Below are 24,916 nucleotides of genomic sequence, written 5' to 3' on the forward strand. Positions count from 1 at the left end.
GCGAATCGGAAAGTTTAAATGGCGGATACGTACGGACAGGTCGCACATGGAGGCAAACCTATGACGGTGATGGAGCTGATACAGTCGGCCGAAACGCTGAAAGCCGCCGGCCAGGAGGCTGCTGTCGTCGCCCTCTACAATCAATTTCTGGCGCAAAATCCCGACCACCCCCTGCTATATGCCCTGCTGTTCAACCTTGGCGTCATCCTGACCGACACCGGGGATCTGGCCCAGGCCCGCGACGTGATGGAGCGGGTGGTGAGCCTCAATCCGGACTTCCACAGCGTCTATATCAACCTCGGCCGCATCCACGAAGGTTTGGGCGACAATGCCCAGGCGGTCATTACCTGGAACGCGCTCGCCAGCCGCCTCGATCAACTGACCGGCTCCGCCGTGCGGCACAAGACCATGGCGCTCAATCAGGCCGCGCGCGTGCTGGAAGGCGCGCATCAGGACGAACCCGCCGAAACCGCCCTACGAATTAGTCTGGAACTCGATCCGCAACAGCGCGAAGCCATGCAGCACTTCATCGCCCTGCGTCAGCGCCAGTGCGCGTGGCCGGTTGTGCTTCCCTTCGAAAACATGACGCGCGACCATCTGCTGTCCGGCATTTCGCCGCTGTCGGTTGACGCCTATACGGATGACCCGATCTTTCAGCTGGCGGTCAGCTATACCTACAATCTGCGCGATGTCGGCATGCCCGGCGACAGGCTGACCACCCATTGGGCGGCAATGAACGCACCGAAGGACAAGCCCATCCGTATAGGTTATCTGTCATCGGATCTGCGTGAGCACGCCATCGGCCACCTGATGTATGAAGTACTGGGCCTGCATGATCGGTCGAAGGTCGAGGTTTTCGCCTATTATTGCGGCATTCCCTCGACCGATCCGATCCATGCCCATTACAAGGCGACGGCGGACCATTTCATCGATATCACGAAGATGGATGACGCGACTGCCGCCCGGCGCATCGCCGACGACGGCATTCAAATCCTCATCGACGTCAACGGGTATACCCGCGACGGCCGCACCAAACTTCTGGCCCTGCGCCCCGCCCCGGTCATCGTCAACTGGCTGGGCTTTCCGGGCAGCCTCGCCAGCCCCTATCACAACTACATCATCGCCGATCCTTGGATCATACCGGAAGGGGACGAGATCTACTATTCTGAGCAGGTTACCCGCCTGCCCTGCTATCAGCCGAACAACCGACTACGCGTTGTCGCGGACCATACACCGACGCGCGCCGAAGCCGGCCTGCCTGAAGACGCCTTCGTCTATTGCTGCTTCAATGGCACGCACAAGATCACACGCTTTACCTTCGACCGCTGGCTGGAAATCCTGGCGCGCGTGCCTAAATCCGTTCTGTGGCTGTTGTCCGGTGCGGAAACCTCTCACACCCGTCTCAAAGCCTATGCCCAGGAAAAGGGCATTGACCCGGACCGAATTATTTTTGCCGACAAGATGGCCAACGCCCACCATCTGGCGCGCTATCCGCTAGCCGATCTGTTCCTCGACACCACGCCCTATGGCGCGCATACCACCTGCTCGGACGCCCTCTGGATGGGCGTGCCGGTGCTGACCTTGTCGGGACGCACGTTCGCGTCGCGCGTCTGCGGATCGCTCGTCAAATCGGCCGGACTGCCGGACTCACTTGTCTGCACCCGCATCGAAGACTATGTCGACCAGGCCGTGGCGCTTGGCCGGGGACATGGCGATCTTAAGGCCTGGCGCGAACACCTATTGGCCAACCGCTTGACCTCCACCCTGTTCGACACCACCAAACTGGTGGCGCATCTCGAAACCCTCTATGCCGGCATGTGGGCCGACTGCCTGGACGGCAAACTGCCCCAGCCCGATTTGACCAATCTGAACATCTATTTCGAGATGGGCCTCCACCACGACCACGAAGTCACTGAGGTTCAGGCCATCGCCGATTATACCGCCTTCTGGCGAGAGAAACTGATCCGGCGTCACGCCTGGCGGCCCATCCCCCACGATGGGCGACTATGGCCTCGGCAGGACTGACACCGGACCGGCACCAGCCTACTTCAACGCGGGCTTATCCAGATTAAGGTCTGTCACGGAGATAATCTCGGCCTTGGGCAGGGCGGCGGTAATCGCGTCGCCCATCTGGCTGCGGTCTCCCACAACAATCACGCTGGACGTCGCAGGATCGAGCTGGGTTCCGGCAAAGGCGCTGACCTGCTGCGGCGTCACCGCGGTCACCTTGGTCGTATATTGCTGAATTTCCTTCAGATCGATCCGGTAGAAGGCCAGATCGCCCAGTACATTGGCCAGACCGTCGGCCCGTTCCAGGTTTCGCCCGTAATTGCCGATCAGCACCGATTTGCGTGCGGTCAATTCGTCCGCGCTTACCGGTTCTGCCGCCAGACGCGTCATTTCGGTCTTGATGAGACCGACGACCTGCGCCGCCGATTCGTTCTTGGTCTGGGCCTGGCCGGTAAATCCGCCGGTCGTCAGGCGCGTGGACAGGCTAGCATTCGCGCCGTAACTCAGGCCGCGCTTGATACGGATTTCCTGATTGAGACGTGCCGAATAACCGCCGCCCAAGACCGTACTGGCCACAATGCCGGGATAATAGTCGGGCGATGAACGGGCGATGGTCGTCTTGACCACCCTCACCGCCGCCTGCCCCGTGCCGGGCAGATCGATAATCACGTCGCGCGGCGGTGCCGCGGGGGTCACGACGGGTGCTGTCAGGGGCTTGCCCGCCAGCGCCTTCCAGTTTCCGAAGGCGGCCTGGGCCAGGGCAAAGCCTTCCTTGGGCGTGATGTCGCCCGTGAGCACCAAGATCGCATTGTTCGGCCGCCAGGCGCCCGTATGCAGCGCCACCAGATCCTCACGCGTAATGCCAGGCAGAGAGTGCGGCGTACCGCTCGACACATGGCCCATCGGCGTACCGCCATAGATCAGGGGCGCCGTCACGTAGCCGGACAAGGCGCCGGGCTGTTGATAATTGACTTTCAGTCCATCGAGCGTCTGACTGCGCATACGCTCAATCTCATCGGCCTTGAACGCCGGATGCAGAGCGACGTCAGACAGTATGGCCATGGCCGGCGACAGGTTGCCCTTCACCACATTCATGCTGAGCGCGGAATATTCCCAATCGGACCCGGCGGAAATTTCCGTACCCAAGGCCTCGCTTTCGGCGGCGATCTGCTGCGCCGTGCGCGTCGCCGTGCCTTCGGTGATGACATCGGACATCAGGCTGGCCGCGCCGGCCTTACCCGCCGGATCGGACGACGCACCGGCCTTCACCGTCAGCCGCACGGCGACCAGCGGCAGGTCCGAGCTTTTCGCCACCACGACCTTCAAGCCGTTGGGCAGAGTGGTTTCAGCCGGTGCCGGCAGGGTCGGGTTGACGGCGGCGCCCAAGGGCGGCAACGGGGTGCGCTCGCCTTCCGGACGCAGGGTATAGATCGGGCCGGTAAAGGTGGCGCTGGCTGCCGGCGGCACGGTGGCGACAACCGGGGCAGCGTCCTTGCGTTCGGATTCCGCAACATAGCGGATGGTCGTCATGCCATTCACGGTGAGGTATTTGCGCGCCACGGCCTGAACATCGGCCGCCGTTACCGCCGACAATTCGGCGACTTCGCTGTTGGCCTTGTCCGCATTGCCTTGTGTCACTAAGGCATAGCCCAGGGCGAAGGCCCGGTTATCGATGGTCTCGCGCTGGCGCACCGCATTGGCGATCAGTTCGGTCTTGGCCTCGCTAAGTTCGTCCGCGCTGACCGGCGTGTCGCGCAGGCGGGCGGTCTGAGTCAGCAGCTGGGCTTCACCATCGGCTAATGGCTTTCCATCCGCCATGATGGCCCCGACATAGATCAGCCCCGGCTGGGCCGGCAGATCGGCATTCGAAAAGACGCTGGTCGCGACCTGGGTGTCATACACCAAGCTATTGTAAAGACGCGAGGATTTGCCACTCGTCAGGATGGCGTCGAGCACCTTCGTCGCCGCAGCGTCAGGATCGGACGCCTTGGGCCCCATCCAGGTCAAGGCGACGGCGGGCAAGGGAACGTTCGGCCCATAGGTGGTGACCGTCTTCGCCACCGTATGCGGCGGCTCGACGGCCGTGACGCGCGGCATGGGCGACGCGGGCGTTTTCAACGGCCCCATATATTTGTCGACATAGGCATTGAGCTGCGCCTCGTCAAAGTTGCCAACAACGATCAGGGCGGCGTTGTCAGGCCGGTAATAGGTGGCATGGAAGGCGCGCACGTCGTCGATCGTGGCGAGGTTCAGTTCCTCGATCGACCCGATGCCTGGCCGCTTGTACGGGTGGGTGGTGTAGGAATTTTGCGCAATATAAAGACCGAACAGGCGGCCGTAGGGCTGAGCCAGGACACGTTGACGCAGCTCTTCCTTCACCACGTCGCGTTCCGACTTGAAGATGTCCTCATCGACGACCAATGCCCCCAGGCGCTCCGATTCGGCCCAGATCAAGCGTTCCAGGCTGGCGGCAGGAACAACCTCGTAATAGTTGGTGAAATCATCCCAGGTCGAGGCATTGTTGAAACCGCCGACATCTTCGGTCAGGCGGTCAAAGGTTTCCGATGGCATGTCCTGGGTCGCCTTGAACATCAAATGCTCGAACAGGTGCGCAAAGCCGGAACGGCCGTTGGGATCGTCCTTTGAACCGACGCTGTACCAGACCTGAACTGTGACGTTCGGCGTGGTGGTGTCGCGAGAATAGAGCAACTTCATGCCGTTCGGCAGGGTGCGCGTCTTGTAGACGATCGGCGGTACGGTGATTGGCGCCGCCTTGGCCGACACAGGCTTGGCCGGCGCAGCCGCCTGAACAGGAGATCCGGCCATCGGCGCCAATGCCACCAAGCCCGCCGCGAACGCCAAACTGAGGCGGCTCGGCTTAAATTTAAAGGATTTCGTCATGGCGCAGCCCTCTCATCGGTTAAGGCCGCGACTATTTCATATGGAACTAAACTGTAAAGTTACGAAAATGTTAGATGGCGGCACAGTCACCAAAAACACCGTATTGATCCGCTTGACATTCATACCCAAACAGCTATGAATAATTTATAGCCATTCAGGTATGAATTGTGATGCCGGTGTCCGACACGCCCAATGATATTTTGTTCCGGTCCCTGTCCGACCCAACGCGACGGGCGATTTTCGAACGTCTGTGCCGCGACGGCGAGCAGACCGTGGCCGCCTTGACCGCTCAGGCCGGTGTGTCTCAGCCGGTGGTGTCCAAACATCTGGCGGTCCTGAAGCAGGCCGGCCTGGTCCGTGACCGTCCCGCCGGCCGGCAGACCCATTACAGCGCGCAACTCAAGGCCCTGACACCTCTTGTCGACTGGACACATGAAATGTCCGGGTTCTGGGAAAGCCGCATGGACGATCTCGAAGACTTGCTGAAGAGGATGGATCAATGACTGTGAACACATGGATACGGCAAAGCCACCGCTGGGTGTCGATCTTTTTCGCCCTGACCGTCGCCGCCAACTTTGCGGCGCTGGGTTTGGGTCATCCGATTCAGTGGCTGTACTATGTACCGTTGCCGCCCTTGTTCTTCCTGCTGTTTACGGGGCTATATATGTTTGTGCTGCCCTATACCGGCCGTCGCGGCCTGACGACGGGGGACTGATGACTAAGGAAACAACCGGCCCGGTCCTTCTGTCCGGCGGTAATCCCCAGATCGCGAAGGGTGACGGCGATGGCCCCGTGCAGGCCTATATCGCCGCCATGCCGGCTTGGAAGAGCGAGGTTGGCCGTCAACTGGATGCTGCGATCTCGCAGGCCATTCCTGATGTGCGAAAGGCGGTTAAATGGAATTCTCCGTTCTACGGCACGACCGAAAATGGCTGGTTCCTCGGCATCCACTGCTTCAACCGGTATGTTAAAATTGCCTTCTTCCACGGCGCGGCACTCAACCCACTACCGCCGGGCGCCTCAAAACAGAAGAACGTACGCTATCTCGATATCCACGAAAACGAACCGATTGACGACGCGCAGCTGATTGATTGGGTTCGGCAGGCCAGCCGGATCCCCGGCGATCCCATATAGAAAGGCCCCTCATGAAAAAGCCCCTTAAGAGCACCGAAGGCGTCCCGGCCGCGCAGCTTATCGACGACGCCATCCGGGACTATGCCGATTGGCGCGGTGACACGCTTAACCGGCTGCGCAGCCTGATCAAGCAAGCAGATCCCGACATCGTTGAGGAATGGAAATGGAATATTCCGGTTTGGTCGCACGACGGCATTGTCTGCACCGGTGAAACCTACAAGGCCGCGGTAAAAACGACCTTCGCCAAGGGCGCCTCGGTCCCCGATCCGGAGGGGCTGTTCAATTCCAGCCTGGAAGGTGCCACACGGCGTGCCATCGATTTCCGTGAGGGCGAACCAATCAATGAGGCGGCTTTCATGGCCTTGATCCGGGCCGCCATCGCGCTGAATATCTCGACCAAGGCGAATGCGCCTAAAAAGAAGGCCAAATCCTGATGACGACACCCGAAACTCGCTCTGTCATCGTCGAACGCGATTTTCCCCACCCGCCGGAAAAACTGTGGCGCACCCTCACCCAGCCGCACCTGATGGCGGAGTGGCTGATGAGAAACGACTTCCAGCCCGCCATTGGTCACAGGTTCAACCTGCGCGGCGACTGGGGCGGCGTGCTGGATTGTGAGGTGCTAATCCTTGACGCCGGCAAGTGCCTGTCTTTCACCTGGGATCATGTCAATGATAATGCCGCCTACGATTTACGTAGCGTGGTGACCTTCACCCTCACCCCGACCATGACGGGTACGCACCTGCGCGTGGAACAGGCCGGTTTTCGGACCGATCAAAAGCAGGCCTTTGGCGGCGCCATGCACGGCTGGAACAGTTTCCTGTCCAAACTGGAAGCAGTCGTGGCCCGCGATATCTGAACCTCGCCACGCCGTGTGAAAAGCCGATTGGCGGAGGTTTCGCTCGCCCCATCGACGTCTTGCTATGCGCCTCTATTCAACCTTAATGGCTTCCTTGCACTCGTTGTCCATACAGACATAGGTGTCGTTTCCCACGCGTCCAGACGTTTCGCCCTTCGCAATCACGCCTTTTGATTTCCGCACCACCGTGGGACGGGGCCCCTCGCCCTTTCCATCTGACGGCCACGGCGGCTGAGATAAATCTGTGAAAGACCCGAGCCTAACCGGCGCACACCCCGCCAACAGACCGCCCATTGCCAGGACGAGAACCATGGATAGGGCGCCTCGGTGGTGGAGATATTTGAGGCTCATAACGGTCTCCCTGTCTGTTGATCTCGCCTGTGCAGGAGATAAGTTTGCAGCCCGCATAGCGTGCTGAACATGTCCACAACGTAACGTGCGAGGACAGTGAACGCAAGACGGGCTCCGCAGGTCAGTGCGGAGCCCGAACTTGATTAGCGCGTGAAGCGCAGATTGATCCAGCCTGTACGGCCAATCACATCGAACACGCCAGCCTGCCAGCCTTCGTCACCGAAGTAGGCGCCACCGGCTTCAGCGCCCGGGTAGCGAGGCGGCTGCTTGTTTAAGGCGTTGGACAAGCCCGCGCTGAGGTTCACATTGGGCTTCAGCCAGTACGACACATACACGTCGTCATAGGCAATCGGCTTCGTCTTATAGGGCGCATATGCGTCCGGTGTAATGGTCACGGTCTGGCGCATGCCCGAATAGAAGCGGCTGGTCCAGCCAACCCACAGCTTGTCATGACTGTAGGTGAAGGCGGTGCGACCCTTCAATTTCGGGAAGCCGAAGATACCGACCGTGTCGGTGATCACTTCCGGATGATCCGGATCGGCGGTGTATTTGTTCTCGAACAGGCGGGTGAATACGCTGTTGACGCCTAAGCGACCCGCATTGACCCCCCAGCCCCACGAAGCGAGATCGACGGAATAATCGAATTCCATGTCGATACCGCTGGTTGTGCGTTTGGCGAGATTGATGTTCTGCTTAACCACGGAGACGAGGTTGTGGGTCTTTGGATCGCGAACGATCATGCTGCAATAGGCGTTGTCGAGCGTTGGCGCGTCCATGCACTTGTTGATGATCTGCTGCGGCTCGATCGACGAAATGACATTGCTCATCTTGATGTCGTAATAATCGATGGTGGCCGTGAAATTCTTCATGAAGCGCGGTTGCAGCACCACACCCGCGGTCAGGGTCTTGGCGGTTTCGACCTTGAGATCCGAATTGCCTTTCTTGATGACATCCAGCCACAGCCAATAGTCGTTTTTGTTGGCCGGCATGGCGGCGGCGCAGTTGGTGGCGGTGTACTTGGTCTTGTCGACGCGATTCGGCAGGTTCCAGTAGTTACATGGATCACTGAGCCACTGCCCGCTAATCGACGAGGCGGTAAAGACTTCGCTGATATTCGGCGCACGGACGGCTGTGCCGTAGGTGCTGCGGAAACGGATATCCTTCACAGGCGCCCACTGCAGGCCGTACTTTTCAGCCGTCGTCTTGCCGGCGGTCGAATAATCGGCGGTACGAACGGCGGCGTCAGCCGTCAGGCGGTAAGCGAACGGCAGATCTTTGAGGATCGGTACGCTCAGTTCTGCAAAGACTTCCTTGACGTCGAATTCCCCCTTCAGAGGCGTCTCGGATACCCCGTAATCAGGCACAAATTTCGGGCTGTCGGGGTTATATTCGTCACGCGCGCCGATATTGTTCGCCTCGCGGCGGTATTCGGCGCCCAAGGCCACCTGCACATCACCGGCTGGCAAGGTGAAAATGCCACCCGTAACATAACCGGACCAGACATATTGTTCGAGCGAGGTGTTGGACTTGCTGCTATTATAATTCAGATAGGCAATGACATCCTGAGTGACCGGCTTGAACGGATTTAGCGGCTTACAGGCGGGATCGTCGTTGGTGGTGTCGGCATCGGCGTTAACCGCACAGATCGGCGTACCGCCGGGACCGGTAACCGCGTCCAGCGCGCGCATGTAACGGTCATTGGAGGTGTTGTTGAAATCCTGGATTGTTTCCTTGGTTTTGCCGTAGGAAACATAGGTTGACCATGCCCAGTCATGGCCACGGAACAGAGCAGGGAGATCACCTTCAAAGCCGGTGACGAACTGGTACATGTCGCGCTGGTAGTTTGACCGAGACTTCCCAAATTCCGGGAAGTTACGCACGAAGGACAGACCATCGGGGAAGCCGCCGCCATTGGCATTTATCATTTCTTGCGTGATAAACGGATTACCGTCCTGCAGCTTGTTTGTGCCGCCTTCCCACCACAGACCATACTCACCGTGCGATTTGTTAGTGGCGAAGTCTGCTTCGAAGAAATAGCGGGCATGTTCGCTAAGCTGATAGCCGAAGCTGCCGTGGGTGATGAAGCGCTGGCTGGGCACGGACAACAGCCAGTTGTCGTAACGGCCCCCGAACTCGCCGCCGTCGGTTTCCAGGTTGGCGATGCTCGAATTGTTGCTCAGGTTGTAGGTGTTATATAGGATACCCGATGGCCCAAGGATCGGATTACGCATCGAGCCATCGTCGTTGAAAGTATAAACCTTTTTGTTCAGCAGCACCATGGCGCGTGGCGAATAGCCCAGATTACGACGCCCATCGAGGATGGTGTTCATTGCCGATCCCGGCTTCTTGGTCCACCATGGATTGCCGGTCGCCGTCCAGGGACGATCCTGACCGCCAACCGTGCCGTCGGACTGGTCGTAGCTGGCGAATAGGGTGACATTGCCTCGACCGTCGTTAAAATTTTTGCCCCACAACAGATCCGCCGCATAGCTCGGCATGTCGTTATAGTTCGAATTGCCGTAGCGGATATTGGCGTCGACGCCCTGATAGTTCTTCTTCAGAATAAAGTTGGCGACACCGGCCACGGCGTCGGCGCCATATTGCGCCGAGGCGCCGCCGGTGACGATTTCGACGCGCTCCACCAGACCGGAGGGCACCGTGCTGACGTCGACAGCGGCGCTGCCCGGCGCGCCGGGGACGTGGCGGCGGCCATTCACCAAGACAAGGGTGCGCTTGGTACCCAGGCCGCGCAGATCGAGGGCGTTCAGGCCCGGATGGCCCTGATCCAGGGAGTCTTTGTCACGGTTGGCGTTGGAGGTCTGGTCGCTCTGGCTGATGACGAGCGCAGGCATCTGGTTGACCAGATCGGCGATCTGACGCGTGCCGGTTTTGCGGATGGTATCAGAATTGATGACGGTGGTCGGCGTGGCGCTGGCCGCGCCCTTATGGCGAATGCGCGAACCGGTGACGACAACCGTGGTTTCTTCGGCCGCCTGTTCCTTTTTCTTGGCTTTCGTCGAACTGTCGCTGGTGTCTTGCGCCAGTGCTGGCGCGCAAATCATGGCCACCATAAGTCCGCTGGCAGCGAGTAGAAATGTCTTGCTATTTTTAGTGCGCATCTTTGTCATCAGTCCCTAGATTAAAACAGGCCCGACACAATAAGGACACGAATGCGCCACACGTCAAAATAATTTATATCGTATACAAAATATCTTGATGCGTTTGTTTCTATTTTGCAACAGCGAAATAAGTCAGGATGCGGCCGGTATGAAAATACAGCCGTCTCTGACCTAGGACAGACACCCGATCAGCGCCTTAAGGGCGGGTGCGATACGACGATTTTTAGGGTAATAGAGGTGCCACCCTTCAAAGCTCGGACACCAATCTTCGAGAACCCGAACCAACTGTCCGGCAGCGAGATGCGTTAAGATGGTCGCCTCTGTGACATAGGCGAGACCTGCTCCGTCGAGCGCTGCGGCAATCAACAGGTCCGGGTCATTAGAAGCGAGCGGCCCCTCCTGCGAAATCGTCACAGCCCTGTCGCCGGCACTAAACTCCCAGGGCAGCAGGCGGCCACTCGTAGGCAGCCGGTAGTTTAACAAGCAAAAGCGATGCAAGTCATCGGGAGAGACGGGAACGCCCGCAGCTTTGAGGTAGGCGGGCGATCCCACAACAACGCCACGCATGGGGCCGCATATCGGCACCGTTTCCATGTCTCGACGCACCTGGTCTGCAAGGCGAATACCTGCATCGAAGCCATCAGCGACGCTATCCACCAGGCCGTCATCAACTGTGATGTTCAATTGGATGTCAGGGTAGGTTGAGAGAAAACGTCCTACAACAGGGGCCAATACCATCTGTGCAGCGACCCGTGGCACCGTCAAGCGAACCGTGCCGGTCGGCTTCTCAGCCCCCTCATTGATCTCATCCATTGCGCCCGTGATTTCGGCGAAAGCAGGCTGAAGCCGCTGTTGGAGGCGAAGTCCGGCATCGGTGAGCGATACGCTGCGTGTCGTCCGGTGCAGGAGTTTGGTACCCAGTCGATCTTCCAAGGCGCGCAGTGTATGGCTGACGGCCGAGGGCGAAAGAGCCAACTTGTCCGCGGCGCGACGAAAACTGCGCCCCTGCGCAACGGCAAGGAATGTCTCCAATTCCGCGTACTGCATCCCTCGCATTGCTGCCTCCTGCTCATGTGTGTGGTGAAATCATAGACGATTGTTCACTCATAAGCATCAACTACAGTGTGGAGATGTTGAACGGAGAGACACAATGACATATCCAACGCCAATCAGACTGGCCGGCAGGGTCGCACTTGTAACCGGCGCCGGAAGCGGTATCGGCCGGGCCGCCGCCCTGCAATTCGCTCAGGAAGGTGCCGCCGTCGCGTTAGCTGGGCGCCGGGAAGGGCCGCTGACTGAAGTGGCGGAGATCATCCGGAGGCGGGGCGGTAAGGCAATAGTCGTGCCGACGGACGTTGCCGACGAAGACTCGATAGACCAACTGATCAAAACCACCGAGGAAAGACTTGAACCGCTGGATATCGCGTTCAACAATGCCGGCATCATGGGGGCCTATAAGTCGATCACGGACATGACGGCTGAAGAGTTCGATGAGGTTATGTCTACCAATCTGCGTGGTGTCTGGCTTCTGGCGCGGGCTGAAATTCGGGCAATGATCAACTCCGGACGTAAGGGCAGCATCGTCAATACATCCTCTTTTGTTGCTGAAGCTGCAACGCCCGGCATGTCGGCCTATGCCCCCAGCAAGGCGGGCCTGAATGCCTTGGTCAGAGCGCTGGCCCTTGAAGTCGGTCCCAAAGGCATCCGCGTCAATAATGTTGCACCCGGCGTTATCCGGACGCCGATGTCAGATGGTTTGAGCCCAGAAATGTACCAGGCGCTTGCCGATCACTCCGCCCTCAAACGACTTGGCGATCCAGAAGACATCGCCATGGTCGCCGTGTGGTTATGTACGAGCGAAGCCCGCTTTGTCACGGGACAGACGCTTTTAAGCGATGGAGGATTCGCTATCCCCGGACTTCACGAATAGATCATCCGCGTTATTCACGGTCACGGGCGGCGTTTCGCCCCGTGCCAATTCAAACGCCTGGGCATAACTGAAGTTCCGAAAATGCGTTTATTTTCGAACATTTATCAGGAAAACAGCAATAAAAAAGCCTCCCAAAAGGGAGGCTATTTAATCTCTTGAATGGCGCACTCGGAGCGATTCGAACGCCCGACCCTCAGATTCGTAGTCTGATGCTCTATCCAGCTGAGCTACGAGTGCATGCCTTACAAACAACCGAATGAGCGATGCCCTCCGGCGAGGGGCGGACATTTAGTTGAGCTTCGCGGCAAAGGCAAGGCCAGAATGGCACTTTTTCCACGCTTTTGATGATTTTTTGTTGATAGCCCTCGCGACGCCGGGCAGTGATCCCATATTGACCGTGCGTCTGTTGCCGAAGGAATGCCCCCATGATCCGATTGCCCCTGACATCCGTTCTCGCGACAGGGCTGATCATCGGGTGTCTAGGGAACGCGGGTTGTGCCACCCTGCCCACCGCCGCGCCCCATGCCCAGACATCGCCTTCCCCGACCTCCCCGAACATCGCCCCGCGCTATGCGCCCATAGTCGTCGCGGCCGAACCCGAGGCGGCCGAGGCCGGTATGGCCGTGTTGAAGCGTGGCGGCACCGCCGCCGATGCCGCGGTCGCAGTGCAGACCGTGCTGGGCCTGGTCGAGCCGCAAAGCTCCGGCCTCGGTGGCGGCAGCTTTATGCTCTATTATGATGCGAAGACCGGCCAGATCACAGACTATAACGGCCGCGAAACCGCCCCGGCCGCCGCCACGCCGGATATGTTCATTGGTGCGGACGGCAAGCCGCTGGATTTTCTCGACGCCGTAGTATCGGGACGTGCCACGGGCGTGCCGGGTGCGATGCATCTGCTTGACCGCGCCCAGCGCGAGCACGGAAATCAGGACTGGGCCAGCCTGTTCACCGCCGCAGAATCCCTAGCCGACAATGGGTTCACCGTTACCCGCCGCCTCGGCAACTACCTTCAGAACGTCGACTTTCCGCAAAAACATACGCCCGATTTCATCGCCTATCTCGGTGATGGCAAGGGCGGCTACCGCCAGACCGGCGATATCATCAAGAATCCAGCCTATGGCGATACGCTGCGCGCCTTTGCCAAACAGCGTGGAGAGGTTCTCCGCAAGGGACCGATCGCCGAGGCCATCGTCGCAAAGACGCATGACGCGCCCCTCCCCGGCGGCATGACCATGGCCGACCTCAAAACCTATTCGGTGAAGGCCACTACCACTCAGCCCTATGCCACGACGGGCGACTATCAGAACCGGGCCGTCTGCATCACCTATCGCATCTATATAGTGTGTTCCAACAACGCGCCCGCCGGCGGTATCGCTCTGTTGCAAGGGCTAAAGATCGCCGAATCCCAACCCATCGGGCAATGGGGTGTGCACGATCCGCGCGCCTGGCAGGCGCTTATCGAAACCGAACGGCTGATGTACGCCGACCGCGATCAGTACGTCGCAGATACCGACCTGTTCCGCTCGCAAACCAATGCCTATCTCGACCCGGCCTATATCAAGGGGCGCGCCGATTTGATCCGGATCGGCCAGGCCAACCCGGCGCCAAAGGCAGGCGTACTGCCTATGACGGTGGCGATGGACCAGACCATCGAACCGGGCGGCACCACCCATTTCGTCATTCGCGACAGTTACGGCAATGTGGTCAGCATGACGACGACCGTCGAAAGCTTCTTCGGCACCGGCCGCATGGTTGGCGGCTTCTTCCTCAATAACCAGTTGACCGATTTTTCGTTCAGCCCCAGCACCGCCGACGGAATGCCCATTGCCAACAGCGTCGCCGGCGGCAAACATCCCCGTTCGTCCATGGCGCCAGTCATCGTCTTTGACGCCACGGGCAAGACCGTGGTCGCCGCGGTCGGTTCCCCCGGCGGCACGTCCATCCTCTCCTACAACCTGAAAGTCCTGTTCGGCATTCTCGACTGGGGACTGCCGATGCAGGATGCCATCAACCTCCCTAACGTCGTATCGCGCGGTGACAGCATCCGCATCGAACAGGGCCGGATGGAGCCGGCTGTCTGGGACGGTCTCGTCGCCATGGGCTACAAGCTGACGCCGGTGTCGGGCGAGGAATCGGGCCTGAACGGCATCCTCAAGCAACCCGATGGCAGCTTCGATGGCGGCAGCGATCCCCGCCGTGAAGGCGTAGTGGTCAAATAGCACGATCTGGCCTCAGGCATAGACCCATGAAAAACATCGTCATTCTGACCGGCGCCGGCATATCGGCAGAATCGGGCGTTCCCACCTTCCGCGCCTCGGATGGATTATGGTGCGGCCATCGTGTCGAGGCGGTGGCGACGCCGGAAGGCTATGCTGCCGATCCGGCCCTTGTGCAGGATTTCTACAACCAGCGCCGCCGTCAACTGGCTGAGGTCGCGCCCAATGCCGCCCATCATGCCCTGGCGCGGCTGGCGGCGGAACATAAGGGTCAAGTGCTTCTGGTCACTCAGAATGTCGATGATCTTCATGACCGGGCCTATGACGCGGCCGGGGTGCCGCGCGACCACCTCATCCATATGCATGGCGAACTTCTAAAGGCGCGCCACACCGAAAGCGGCGACGTAACGGACTGGCACGCCGACTTGCCCGCCGATGGTGCGCTTCGCCCACATATTGTCTGGTTCGGGGAAATGCCGCTGGAAATGGACCGCATCGAACGGGCGCTGTCGGACTGCGACCTGTTCCTGTCGATCGGCACGTCCGGGAATGTCTATCCGGCGGCGGGATTTGTCTCCGCTGCCCGCCATGCCGGGGCGCATACGGTGGAGCTTAACCTGGAGCCTTCGCTCGGCCATAGCCTGTTCGACGAAAAAATCCTCGGGCCGGCCACCAAGGTCGTGCCAGACTATATCGACGCCCTGCTCAGGTCAGCCTGATTTCCGAATACCCCAGCCCCTGATACAGGACGAGCAGTTCGACAAAGGCGTCGAGCGGCGCGGTGCCCATATCGACATGAATACCTTCGCCATCGATGGTCAGGGAATGGATATTGCCGGAAAAACGTGTGTCGGGATCGAAGGTCTTGTCATCCGGATCGAACCAGGTTTCAAACCAGTCAGCCAGCTCGGCGTCGGTCAAAGGCGGCTGTGATTTGATATTGATGTCGTTCCATTGCAGGCGCTCCACTCGCATGTCCATGTCTTCCAGGCTGACATCTATTGGGTCGAAGCTGACTTCTTCGTCAGGCATAAGCTCGGTGATATTGCCGTCTTCGGAACTGGCATAATCGGCGCAGTAATAATTGCGGTAAAGATCACTGTCTTCCAGGACGAACTTCACCTCGGCCTTGCCTTTTATGTGGGTCTTGGCCTGCATGTCTGCAAAAGTCACGAACTGCCCCATATAGCTTTCGCGGGCCAGCTCAATCAATTCTTCAAATTCCACAGAACTCTATCCTTTTAGCGGGAGACGCACCTCGAACGTCGTACCTTCGGCGCCGGAACTGACAAGCCGGACATCTCCGCCGTGCAGTTGCGCCAATTCGCGGGCGATGGCAAGACCCAGGCCGGAGCCGCCCGGGGTCGTCGATGAGGTAAACGGCTGGAACAGCTTTTCGCGCAGCTTTTCGGGAATGCCAGGGCCATTGTCACTGACAATAAGAAAGACATCCTCAGTCGTCTTGATCGCCGTCAGTGTGACACGACCGCGCGCCTTGCGATTCGGCTGCAACTCGATCGCCTGGCGGGCATTGCGCATCAGATTAACCAGCAGACGGTGCAATTGTTCCGGATCGGCCTCCAGGAAGAAGCCTTTGGCGATCTTGCAGCTATAGCGAATGGTTTCGGGACCGTGCGGCCCGATGCTCAGGCCCGCGTCCTCGGCGGCGGCTTCGGACAGGTCGCGCAATCGGACGATCTGGATCTGCGGCGTCTGCTCATCCGACTTTCCGTAGGTGAGCACGTTGGTGGCCAGGGACAGCGCCCGGTCAAGCGCGCGTTCGAGACGCGGCAATGCCTTGGCAACCGTCGGATCGGCCGAATTGGCCAGGCGGTCGGACGCCATTTGGGCGGCGGTCAGCATGTTGCGCAGGTCGTGATTGATCTTCGAGACAGCCTGGCCCAGAGCGGCCAAGCGGGCGCGTGACCGCAAGGACTGACGCACTTCTTCCTGCATGGAAGCGATTTCCCGCTCGATCTGGCCGATTTCATCGGGCCGGTCGGACGGCCGGTAGGTGGCGCTGGCGTCTTCGGGATTGGCCTTGAAGCGCACAATACCCTTCGTCAATTGGCGCACCGGCCTGACGATAAAGACGGACAAACCGATGAAGATGAGAAAACCGGCCAGGAAGGAGATGCTCAGGCTAACCCGCAACATGCTGGCCAGGCTGGATTTGAGATAGGTCTTGAGCGGTTCGGCCTTGACCACGATCTCGATTTTTTGCCCGCCCCGTACTTTGGGCTGGGCGACGATATGAATCAGGCGGTCGGGGCGCGACGTGAAGGTCTTCCACGGCGCCCAAAGATAAGCGATGTCGTGGAAAACGTCCTTGTGAGACTGGCGCAGGTCGAGAATTTCATCCGGCACCGCCACCTTCGAATCGTAGAGCCGGTAGGTTTCGCCGTTAATTTCGACAGCCAGGTACAGCACGCCGGCACTTTTGCGCAACTGGTTCGACACTTCCTTGGACACGGCGTTGTTCTGCGCGACATCAATCGACTGCGACGCGATTTCGGCCTGGCGGACGCGATCGAGCAACCAGCGTTCATGGTCGGATGCAAGCGACGGAATCACGATGACGGCTTCGACGACAATAACGAAGACGGCGGTGAAGATAACCAGCTGTCCCGACAGGCTGAGCACGAAGCGGCGCACGATATCGGCGGCCTGCAATCCGTATTTGAGCGACAGGCTGGCGACCAGGCTCAGGGCACGGGTCAGCCTCTGGGCATAGAAGCCTTCCCGCCGCGCTAACGGCGAGGGCTTGCCCCGGTCCACAAGTTTCGCGTCTAGTTTACCCTGGTCGAACACGTAAGCCTTTGGTCTGACGAAGTCATTGTTGTATATATAGCAGAAATGCGGCGCAACCGCTGCAAATTCGCGAAGCAACGGGAAATTTCCGACAAAATCCCCGTCAAATTCATTGACAAGGCGCGGCGGCTGGACTATCCACGCGCCTCTTTACGCAATTCCGGCCTCTTGTGGGCCCTGTTACACCAATCGGAGCCCCCTATGGGAACGAAACGTACCTATCAGCCGAGCCGCCTTGTCCGCAAGCGCCGTCATGGCTATCGCACCCGTATGGCGACCAAGAACGGCCAAAAGATTGTTGCCCGTCGCCGCGCCAAGGGCCGCAAGCGTCTGACGGCTTAATCGCTTTCAGCCATTGCTATGAATTTGAGAAGAGTCCTTAAGTCACTTAAGGACTCTTCTTGCATTTCGGGCCCGGCGCCTCATCTATAGCGGCGGGCCACCCACCGTCCCGCAATTCAACGTCTGGCCAGGCGACATCCCGCATGATTCCCCGCTTAAAAGTTCGCCCGGAATATCTGGCTGCCGCCAAGGCGGCGTGGCAGGCCCGCCCCCGAGTCGTGGTGCAGGCCAGACCGCGCGACGACGACGTCATAAAGGTCGGGTTCACCGCGACGAAGAAGGTCGGCAACGCCGTCGTCAGGAACCGCGCCAAACGCCGCCTGCGCGAAGCCGCAGAGCTGATAATTCCGCAATTTGGCCTGCCGGGACACGACTATGTGCTGATCGCCCGGGCCGATACGCATACCTGCGACTGGCAGGCTTTACTTGACGATGTCAAAGCCGCCCTGATAAGGCTGGCCCGCCCTAAACCAAACTCCGCGACGCCGTGATCTCTTCGCGGCAGCGCGGCAGGGGCAACCGCCCGCCCGCGCCGATGCGACGAGCCATGCGGCGATTGAGCTCAAACAGGAAACAAAGACCGTTCGATGAATAACAATACCGACAACCGGAATATGATCTATTTCCTGGTCATCAGCATGGCTGTGCTGGCGTTTTACCAGTTCTTCGTCTTCGGTCCGCAGCAGAAGGAGCGCGCCAAGGCCCAGGCCGCAGCGGCCGCCTCCTCGTCAAGCGCCGCCGTGGCCGCTGGCCTGCCGCTCGGTGCCGCCGCGCCGGTCGTCACCCGCCCGCAGGCCCTGGCGCAATCTCCGCGCGTCGCCATCGATACGCCGTCGCTGAAAGGCTCGATCGCGCTGAAGGGTGCCCTGATCGACGACCTCTACCTCATCAAGTACAACAAGACGGTAGACAAGAAGAATGATCCGGTCGAGTTGCTGACGCCCAAGGGTGTCGCCACCGCCTATTACGTCACCTCAGGCTATAATTTCCAAAACATCCCCGGCGCGCCGACCGACGACACGGTCTGGACCCAGACCGGCGGCACCTCGCTCAGCGTCGGCAAGCCGGTCGTTCTCAGCTACAACAACGGTGCCGGACTGACCTTCACGCGCACGCTGAGCATCGACGAAAACTACATGATCACGGAAGACGACGCGGTCAGCAACGCCACGCCGCAGGCCGTGGCCTTCGCGCCCTATGCCATGGTCGTACGCACCGGTATGCCGGAACATGCCGGCAAGGAAGCCGTCGTCCACGAAGGCGCCATCGCCACCTATTCCAGCGTCCTGACCGCGCCCAAGCCGGGCGACTACCGCACCCGCTCCTTGAAGTACAAGGACATGGCCAAGCCGAAGGACGCCAAGGCGATCGAAAAGCAGTCCTCCGTCGGCGGCTGGTACGGCATCACCGATAAGTACTGGATGGCAGCCGTCATCCCGAACCAGGCCCAGAGCGTGACCTTTACCGCCAAGGCCGATCTCAACAACAATATCCCGACTTTCCGCACCGGCTATGTCGATAGCGCCGTGACCTTGGCGCCCGGCCAGACCTGGAAATCGCAATCGCACGTCTTCGCCGGCGCCAAGCTGAAGCCCCAGCTCCAGGCCTACGAAAAGGACATGAAGATCCCGCGCTTTGGCTACGCCATCGACTGGGGCGCCATGATGGGCTTCATCACCTATCCGATGTACTGGCTGCTCGACAAGCTGTACGGCCTGATCGGCAATTTCGGCCTGTCTATCCTGGCCCTTACGGTTCTGGTCAAGCTCGTCTTCTATCCGCTGGCGCACCGCTCCTACGAGTCGATGACCAAGATGAAGCAGGTTCAGGAACGCCTGAAGCCTAAGCTTGATGCCATCAAGAAGCGTTTCCCGGACGATGCGCAAAAGCAGCAGGAAGCGACCATGGCCCTCTATCAGGAGGAAAAGGTCAATCCGATGGCCGGCCTGGGGGGCTGTCTGCCTATGCTGCTGCAAATCCCGGTGTTCTGGGCCCTGTATAAGGTTCTGACCCTGGCCATCGAAATGCGTCATGCGCCCTTCGTCGGCTGGATCAAGGACCTGTCGGCGCCGGATACGACCACCATCGTCAACCTGTTCGGCCTGCTGCCCTTCCATCCGGCCGACGTGCCGATGATCGGCGGCATCCTGGACGGCCCGCTCCATATCGGCGTCATTGCAATTCTCTATGGCTGCTCGATGTGGCTAAGCCAGCAGATGACCCCGATGACTGGCGTCGATCCGATGCAAAAGAAGATGATGTCCTTCATGCCCGTCATGCTGACCTTCTTCATGGCCCACGTCGCTGTCGGCCTGATCATCTACTGGATCTGGAGCAACATCCTGACCATCCTCCAGCAATATTCGATCATGCACCGCCTGAAGGTCGAAAACCCGATCGACACCTTCATCGGCAAGATCAGCAAGAAAGAGCCCAAAAAAGCGTGACACCAGAAAGCCTGAACCAGGACCCAAAAACCCTGAACGAGGACGAAGCAACCCAGCACGCTGAACAGCTGGAAGCCGCGCGGGTATTGTTTGCCCGCCCGGTCTCTTTCGTCATGGGCGCGGTTGCCGTGACGCAATTGCCGTCTGACGAACTGCCGGAAGTCGCCTTCGCCGGACGGTCCAATGTCGGCAAGTCATCGCTGATCAATGCCCTCGTCGGCCAGAAATACCTGGCGCGCGCCTCTAACGAACCGGGCCGGACGCGGGAACTGAATTTCTTCCTGCTCAATGACGCCCTGCACATGGTCGATCTTCCCGGCTATGGCTGGGCCAAGGCGTCCAAGGTAGCGGTCAAGAAGTTCCAGAATCTGGGGCGCGACTATCTGCGTGGACGCCCCAACCTTAAACGCGCCTATCTGCTTATCGATGCCCGTCATGGCCTGAAAGACGTGGACAAGGAGCCGATGGACGCGCTCGACAAGGCCGCCGTCAGTTACCAGATCATCCTGACCAAGGCCGACAAGATAAAGCCTGCCGAACTGGCCCAGGTCGTCGCGGCGACGCAGGATGCGATCCGCAAGCGGCCCGCCGCTCACCCGATCGTGCTGTCGACTTCTTCCGAAACCGGCTTTGGTATCCCGGAACTGCGCCTCGAAATCATGCGAACCTGCGAAGTCACGCTTTAGTCGATTGCGGGTTGTCGCCGTCGTGATATCCTGACAACCGGAGGTCAATATGGGACTCGAGGTCGAAGGACAGGTGCGCATCGGTATGCAAAGCGCCACAGGCAAGCTTGTGCTGGAAAGCCATGAGCTGATTATTCGCGGGCCTTTTCGACGCACACTCGCCATCGCCGAATTGGTGGAACCACGGGTCATCGATCAGGAACTGCTGTTCGACCATAACGGCCTGGCCTATGCCTTGCGCTTGCCCGACGGCCATGCCGTAAAATGGCTCAAGAAGATGACCACCCCGCCGCCCGACTTGGCGCAAAAGCTGGGTGTCAATATCGGGCACAAGGCGTTGATCTGGGGCCATGTCGATGACCCGGATCTGCGGGTGGCGCTTATCAACGCCACCACCACCGATCCAAAACAGGCTGTGGTCGCCATTGCCGTGACGCATAGCCAGGATCATCTGAACGCCGCCTTGGCTGAGCTAAGCCAGCGCCTGCCGTCGGCCCCCATATGGGTGGTATATCCGAAGGGACCCAAATCCCCCTTGCCGGAGGCGACGATCCGCGCGCACATGCGCACGGCCGGACTTGTCGACACCAAGTCGTGCCGGGTATCGGACACCTTGACTGCCGCGCGGTTTTCTTTACGTAAGCACGAATAAATTCATGACAGCGCCACACTTATCCGCTATGGCGCGCGCATGATTATTCAGACCGAAATCGACTCCCTCGAAGAAAAGGGCTGGGCCAACGCCAAGACCCTGGCCGAAGCCTTGCCCTATATCCAGATCTACGATCGTGAGATCGTGACGATCAAGTATGGCGGGCACGCCATGGGCGAGGCCGAGACGGCGAAAATCTTCGCGTCGGATATCGTCCTGCTCAAGCTGCTCGGTATCCACCCGGTGGTCGTCCATGGCGGCGGGCCACAGATTTCGAGCATGCTGGGTCGTGCCGGTGTCAAATCGACCTTCGTTGACGGCCTTCGCGTCACCGACGAAGCCACGATGGAAATCGCTGAAATGGTACTGTCGGGTGCGGTCAACAAGGAGATCGCCAACTGGATCACCCAGGCCGGCCGCGAAGCCGATGTGCGCGGCGTCGGTCTGTCGGGCAAGGATGCCGGCCTGATCACCGTCGAAAAGGCGACCCGGACCAAGAAGGACCCGGATTCGATGATCGAACAGGTTGTCGATCTAGGTTTCGTCGGCGAGCCCAAGATGGTCGATGACAAGTTGCTGCGCACCCTGATCGACGATCCCAACCACGACTACGTCCCCGTCATCGCCCCGATCGGTGTGTCGGAAGAAGGTCATACCTACAACATCAATGCCGATACGGTTGCTGGCGCCGTGGCGGGCAAGCTGTCGGCCAAGCGCATGCTGCTGCTGACCGATATTTCCGGCGTGCTCGACGAAAACAAGAACCTTATCCGCCAGATGACGATCTCCGAAGCGAAGGGCCTGATCGACTCCGGCGTCGCCATCGGCGGCATGATCCCGAAACTGGAAACGGCCATAATGGCGGTCGAAGCCGGGGTCGAAGCCGTGGTCATTCTCGACGGCCGCCGCCCGCACGCCATGCTGGTCGAACTATTTACCGAACACGGCGCCGGAACCCTCATAACGGCGGACTAAAGTCCGCCGTAAGGCTTACGCGCAAACCTGTGCGGCAGGCAGTCGCCCTTGCCAAATCTGGCGAGGGTAAATCGCCAGATTTGGAGTGCCTATGAACCTGCCTAACCTTGTCCATCCTGAGCTTGCCCACGTCGACACCTGGATCTTCGATCTCGACCAGACCCTGTATCCGCATGAGGCGGAGGTCATGGCGCTGATCGAAGGCAAGATGACCGCCTTCGTCGCCCGCCAGACCGGGCTCAGCCACCCCGCCGCCTATGACCTGCAGAAATCCTATCTCAGCGAGCACGGCACCACACTGGCGGGACTGATGGCCAATCACGATATCGATCCCTATGCCTTCCTCAACGAAGTGCACGACGTGTCGTTGGAAAATTTGTATGCCGACCTGGACCTCAATGCCCGCATAGCCGCCCTGCCCGGCCGCAAGCTGGTCTTCACCAACGGTGATGAACATCACGCCTTTCGCATTCTCGACCGATTGGAAATGCGCGACCTGTTCGACGGCGTCTTTCACCTGGGGCACGCCAACCTGATTCCCAAGCCGAACATGGCGACGTTCGAGCGCATGATGGCCAGCCATTCGGTCACGCCGGCAACCGCCGCCTTTTTTGAGGACAGCCCGAAAAACCTCAAACCGGCGCACGAACTGGGCATGAAGACCATTCTGGTCGGGCCAAAAGCCATCGACAATGTCGATGCGCATGTCGATTTCCGCGACACGTCGCTCAAGGCGTTTCTCGATCGGATTTAGCATTTCTGACTTGATCCGCGGACCGCGCCGCCGTAAGCCGATGCCATCTTTGCAACACTGACGAATGAGCACGCACATGTCCGATCTGGCCGCCTTCAAGGATGATATCGAAGCCGCCTGGGAGGCGCGCGATACGCTCAATCCTGCCTATACCGGCCCCTACCGCCAGGCGGTTGCCGGCGCCCTGTCCCTGCTCGACAACGGCCGCTTCCGCGTCGCGGAGAAGAAGGACGGCGTGTGGGTGACCCATGAATGGCTGAAAAAGGCCGTGCTTCTGTCCTTCCGCCTCAATGGCAATTCACTCATGCACATTTCGAGCGGGCTGTTCGAACAGGCGCCCCTGGGTCCTTACTGGGACAAGGTGCCGAACAAGATGGCCGGTTGGACGGCGGATCATTTCAATACGGCAGGCTTCCGCGCCGTGCCTGGCGCCATTGTCCGCGCCGGCGCCTATATCGCCAAGAACGTGGTGCTCATGCCCTCTTTCGTCAATATCGGCGCCTATGTCGACGAAGGCACCATGGTTGACGGCTGGTCGACGGTCGGCTCCTGCGCCCAGATTGGCAAGAACGTCCACCTGTCGGGCGGCGTCGGCATCGGCGGTGTGCTGGAACCGCTCCAGGCCAACCCGACCATCATCGAAGACGACTGCTTCATCGGCGCCCGCTCGGAAGTCGCCGAAGGCGTCATCGTCGAGCAGGGGTCGGTGCTCGCCATGGGTGTCTACCTGTCGGCCTCGACCAAGATCATTGACCGCGCTACCGGCGAAGTCTTCCGCGGTCGCGTACCGAGCTATTCCGTCGTCGTGCCGGGCTCGCTGCCCGATCCGAAGGGCGGCCCGTCCCTCTACTGCGCCGTCATCGTCAAGCGTGTCGACGCCCAAACCCGCGCCAAGACCGGTATCAACGAGTTGCTCCGGGACTAGTCTGGATCGGCAGACGGCCCGGACCTCGCCTTAACGGAAGGGACTTAGGATGGACAAGGCGACACTTGATGCCCTGGCGGCCTTTCCAGCGCAGCTGGAGGCGCATTACGGCGCTATTCCCGATGCCTATAGGCTGTGGTCGCCGCCCGCCTGGGACGGCTGCCCCAGCGAGCACCTGTCTGCCCTCGAACAGCTCTGTCACGTGCGCGACATCGAAATCGACGGCTACCATGTGCGGTTTGTGCGGACGCTGAAGGAAGACCATCCCTTTTTGCCCGGCATCGATGGCGAACGCCTGCGCATCGAGCGCGCCTATGCCGATTGCCATGCACCGGATGTGTTCGACCAGTTTCGCCGCGCCCGGGAAGACACCCTGATTCTGCTCGCCAACCTATCCAGCGATCAGTTGAGCCGCACCGCCGAATTCGAGGATTACGGACGCGTCACCGTGCGCGGCCTGATGCATTTTCTGTGCAGCCACGACCAACAACATCTGGCCGGATTGCAATGGCTGGCTGGCAAGATCGACGCGCTCGATAGCTAAAGCGCTTTCCGAAAAGTGTGCTGCACTTTTCGGATAAAAAAGCGCGTAAAAGCAGGGAAGTAGAGCGCCGATCTGAGTCAGTCAGATCGGAATACGCTCTAATTGAGAAAAAATTACACGCAAGGACTTGACCGGATCGCCGCGATCGGTCAAAAGCGCGCTTCTTCTGATCGCGGTCCCTTCGTCTATCGGTTAGGACGTCAGGTTTTCAACCTGAAAAGAGGGGTTCGACTCCCCTAGGGACTGCCAATCGGATTACC

At 59.6% G+C, this 24,916-nt stretch carries 23 protein-coding genes and 2 tRNA genes; 19 read left to right on the forward strand and 6 right to left on the reverse strand.

Annotated elements, in window-relative coordinates; translation table 11 throughout:
* Window positions 1–18 precede the first annotated feature (18 nt).
* Window positions 19–2,025: an O-linked N-acetylglucosamine transferase, SPINDLY family protein gene (locus RCJ00_RS06430; RefSeq protein ID WP_316220952.1), complete on the forward strand. Its 2,007-nt coding sequence runs from the start codon at window positions 19–21 to the stop codon at window positions 2,023–2,025.
* 18 nt (window positions 2,026–2,043) lie between these two features.
* Here the strand turns inward: RCJ00_RS06430 and RCJ00_RS06435 are convergent, their stop codons facing one another.
* Window positions 2,044–4,911, reverse strand: coding sequence for a M16 family metallopeptidase (locus RCJ00_RS06435; protein ID WP_316220953.1), 2,868 nt, complete (start codon window positions 4,909–4,911; stop codon window positions 2,044–2,046).
* A 170-nt stretch (window positions 4,912–5,081) separates the two neighbouring features.
* Here RCJ00_RS06435 and RCJ00_RS06440 point away from each other — a divergent pair, with 170 nt between their 5' ends.
* Genes RCJ00_RS06440 through RCJ00_RS06460 form a run of 5 tightly spaced genes read left to right on the forward strand, consistent with a single transcriptional unit; the run spans window position 5,082 to window position 6,904 of the window.
* The gene (locus RCJ00_RS06440) at window positions 5,082–5,414 is read left to right on the forward strand and encodes an ArsR/SmtB family transcription factor (RefSeq protein WP_316221087.1); all 333 of its coding nucleotides are present in this window, start codon (window positions 5,082–5,084) and stop codon (window positions 5,412–5,414) included.
* Window positions 5,411–5,626 (forward strand): hypothetical protein, encoded by a 216-nt coding sequence (locus tag RCJ00_RS06445; protein ID WP_316220954.1) that lies wholly within the window; start codon window positions 5,411–5,413, stop codon window positions 5,624–5,626. Before RCJ00_RS06440 ends, RCJ00_RS06445 begins: the two co-directional genes overlap by 4 nt.
* Window positions 5,626–6,045, forward strand: coding sequence for a DUF1801 domain-containing protein (locus RCJ00_RS06450; RefSeq protein WP_316220955.1), 420 nt, complete (start codon window positions 5,626–5,628; stop codon window positions 6,043–6,045). The genes RCJ00_RS06445 and RCJ00_RS06450 overlap by 1 nt, the downstream gene beginning before the upstream one ends.
* A gap of 11 nt (window positions 6,046–6,056) precedes the next feature.
* Window positions 6,057–6,479: a DUF1801 domain-containing protein gene (locus RCJ00_RS06455; RefSeq protein WP_316220956.1), complete on the forward strand. Its 423-nt coding sequence runs from the start codon at window positions 6,057–6,059 to the stop codon at window positions 6,477–6,479.
* Entirely contained in the window at window positions 6,479–6,904 is a 426-nt protein-coding gene (locus RCJ00_RS06460) for an SRPBCC family protein (protein ID WP_316220957.1), read from the forward strand. The genes RCJ00_RS06455 and RCJ00_RS06460 overlap by 1 nt, the downstream gene beginning before the upstream one ends.
* A gap of 494 nt (window positions 6,905–7,398) precedes the next feature.
* Here the strand turns inward: RCJ00_RS06460 and RCJ00_RS06465 are convergent, their stop codons facing one another.
* Entirely contained in the window at window positions 7,399–10,374 is a 2,976-nt protein-coding gene (locus RCJ00_RS06465) for a TonB-dependent receptor plug domain-containing protein (protein WP_316220958.1), read from the reverse strand.
* Window positions 10,375–10,545: 171 nt separating this feature from the next.
* Complete coding sequence (locus RCJ00_RS06470) at window positions 10,546–11,430, reverse strand: LysR family transcriptional regulator (RefSeq protein WP_316220959.1); 885 nt, start codon at window positions 11,428–11,430, stop codon at window positions 10,546–10,548.
* 94 nt (window positions 11,431–11,524) lie between these two features.
* Here RCJ00_RS06470 and RCJ00_RS06475 point away from each other — a divergent pair, with 94 nt between their 5' ends.
* The gene (locus tag RCJ00_RS06475) at window positions 11,525–12,304 is read left to right on the forward strand and encodes an SDR family NAD(P)-dependent oxidoreductase (protein WP_316220960.1); all 780 of its coding nucleotides are present in this window, start codon (window positions 11,525–11,527) and stop codon (window positions 12,302–12,304) included.
* A 160-nt stretch (window positions 12,305–12,464) separates the two neighbouring features.
* On the opposite strand, the gene RCJ00_RS06480 is transcribed toward RCJ00_RS06475, so the two are convergent.
* Window positions 12,465–12,541, reverse strand: a tRNA-Arg gene (locus RCJ00_RS06480).
* Between the two features lie 188 nt (window positions 12,542–12,729).
* On the opposite strand from RCJ00_RS06480, the gene RCJ00_RS06485 reads away from it, so the two are divergent.
* Together RCJ00_RS06485 and RCJ00_RS06490 are read left to right on the forward strand one after the other, a co-directional pair.
* Complete coding sequence (locus tag RCJ00_RS06485; protein ID WP_316220961.1) at window positions 12,730–14,523, forward strand: gamma-glutamyltransferase family protein; 1,794 nt, start codon at window positions 12,730–12,732, stop codon at window positions 14,521–14,523.
* A 26-nt stretch (window positions 14,524–14,549) separates the two neighbouring features.
* Window positions 14,550–15,239: an NAD-dependent deacylase gene (locus tag RCJ00_RS06490; RefSeq protein ID WP_316220962.1), complete on the forward strand. Its 690-nt coding sequence runs from the start codon at window positions 14,550–14,552 to the stop codon at window positions 15,237–15,239.
* On the opposite strand, the gene RCJ00_RS06495 is transcribed toward RCJ00_RS06490, so the two are convergent.
* Window positions 15,226–15,747 (reverse strand): hypothetical protein, encoded by a 522-nt coding sequence (locus tag RCJ00_RS06495; RefSeq protein ID WP_316220963.1) that lies wholly within the window; start codon window positions 15,745–15,747, stop codon window positions 15,226–15,228. The genes RCJ00_RS06490 and RCJ00_RS06495 overlap by 14 nt on opposite strands.
* Window positions 15,748–15,753: 6 nt before the next feature.
* On the reverse strand, window positions 15,754–17,331 hold the full coding sequence (locus RCJ00_RS06500) for a sensor histidine kinase (RefSeq protein ID WP_316220964.1): 1,578 nt from the start codon (window positions 17,329–17,331) through the stop codon (window positions 15,754–15,756).
* Between the two features lie 201 nt (window positions 17,332–17,532).
* Between RCJ00_RS06500 and rpmH the strand changes: the two genes are divergently transcribed.
* The 10 genes from rpmH (at window position 17,533) to RCJ00_RS06550 (ending at window position 24,905) form a co-directional block, all read left to right on the forward strand.
* Entirely contained in the window at window positions 17,533–17,673 is a 141-nt protein-coding gene (gene rpmH / locus RCJ00_RS06505; protein ID WP_018080783.1) for a 50S ribosomal protein L34, read from the forward strand.
* A 143-nt stretch (window positions 17,674–17,816) separates the two neighbouring features.
* Window positions 17,817–18,164 (forward strand): ribonuclease P protein component, encoded by a 348-nt coding sequence (gene rnpA / locus RCJ00_RS06510; protein WP_316220965.1) that lies wholly within the window; start codon window positions 17,817–17,819, stop codon window positions 18,162–18,164.
* 96 nt (window positions 18,165–18,260) lie between these two features.
* The gene (gene yidC, locus RCJ00_RS06515; protein ID WP_316220966.1) at window positions 18,261–20,120 is read left to right on the forward strand and encodes a membrane protein insertase YidC; all 1,860 of its coding nucleotides are present in this window, start codon (window positions 18,261–18,263) and stop codon (window positions 20,118–20,120) included.
* 32 nt (window positions 20,121–20,152) lie between these two features.
* Window positions 20,153–20,806: a ribosome biogenesis GTP-binding protein YihA/YsxC gene (gene yihA, locus RCJ00_RS06520; RefSeq protein WP_316221088.1), complete on the forward strand. Its 654-nt coding sequence runs from the start codon at window positions 20,153–20,155 to the stop codon at window positions 20,804–20,806.
* 49 nt (window positions 20,807–20,855) lie between these two features.
* Window positions 20,856–21,458 (forward strand): hypothetical protein, encoded by a 603-nt coding sequence (locus RCJ00_RS06525; RefSeq protein ID WP_316220967.1) that lies wholly within the window; start codon window positions 20,856–20,858, stop codon window positions 21,456–21,458.
* A 39-nt stretch (window positions 21,459–21,497) separates the two neighbouring features.
* Complete coding sequence (gene argB, locus RCJ00_RS06530) at window positions 21,498–22,433, forward strand: acetylglutamate kinase (protein ID WP_316220968.1); 936 nt, start codon at window positions 21,498–21,500, stop codon at window positions 22,431–22,433.
* 91 nt (window positions 22,434–22,524) lie between these two features.
* A complete protein-coding gene (locus RCJ00_RS06535; RefSeq protein WP_316220969.1) occupies window positions 22,525–23,187 on the forward strand; it encodes a pyrimidine 5'-nucleotidase in 663 nt (220 codons plus the stop codon).
* A 76-nt stretch (window positions 23,188–23,263) separates the two neighbouring features.
* Window positions 23,264–24,112, forward strand: a complete 849-nt coding sequence (gene dapD, locus RCJ00_RS06540) for a 2,3,4,5-tetrahydropyridine-2,6-dicarboxylate N-succinyltransferase (RefSeq protein ID WP_316220970.1) — start codon at window positions 23,264–23,266, stop codon at window positions 24,110–24,112.
* A gap of 49 nt (window positions 24,113–24,161) precedes the next feature.
* Window positions 24,162–24,656, forward strand: a complete 495-nt coding sequence (locus RCJ00_RS06545) for a DinB family protein (RefSeq protein WP_316220971.1) — start codon at window positions 24,162–24,164, stop codon at window positions 24,654–24,656.
* Window positions 24,657–24,830: 174 nt separating this feature from the next.
* Window positions 24,831–24,905: transfer RNA gene (locus RCJ00_RS06550), tRNA-Glu, on the forward strand.
* Window positions 24,906–24,916: the final 11 nt, after the last annotated feature.

The organism is Asticcacaulis aquihabitans, assembly GCF_032490435.1.
Taxonomy (GTDB): domain Bacteria; phylum Pseudomonadota; class Alphaproteobacteria; order Caulobacterales; family Caulobacteraceae; genus Asticcacaulis.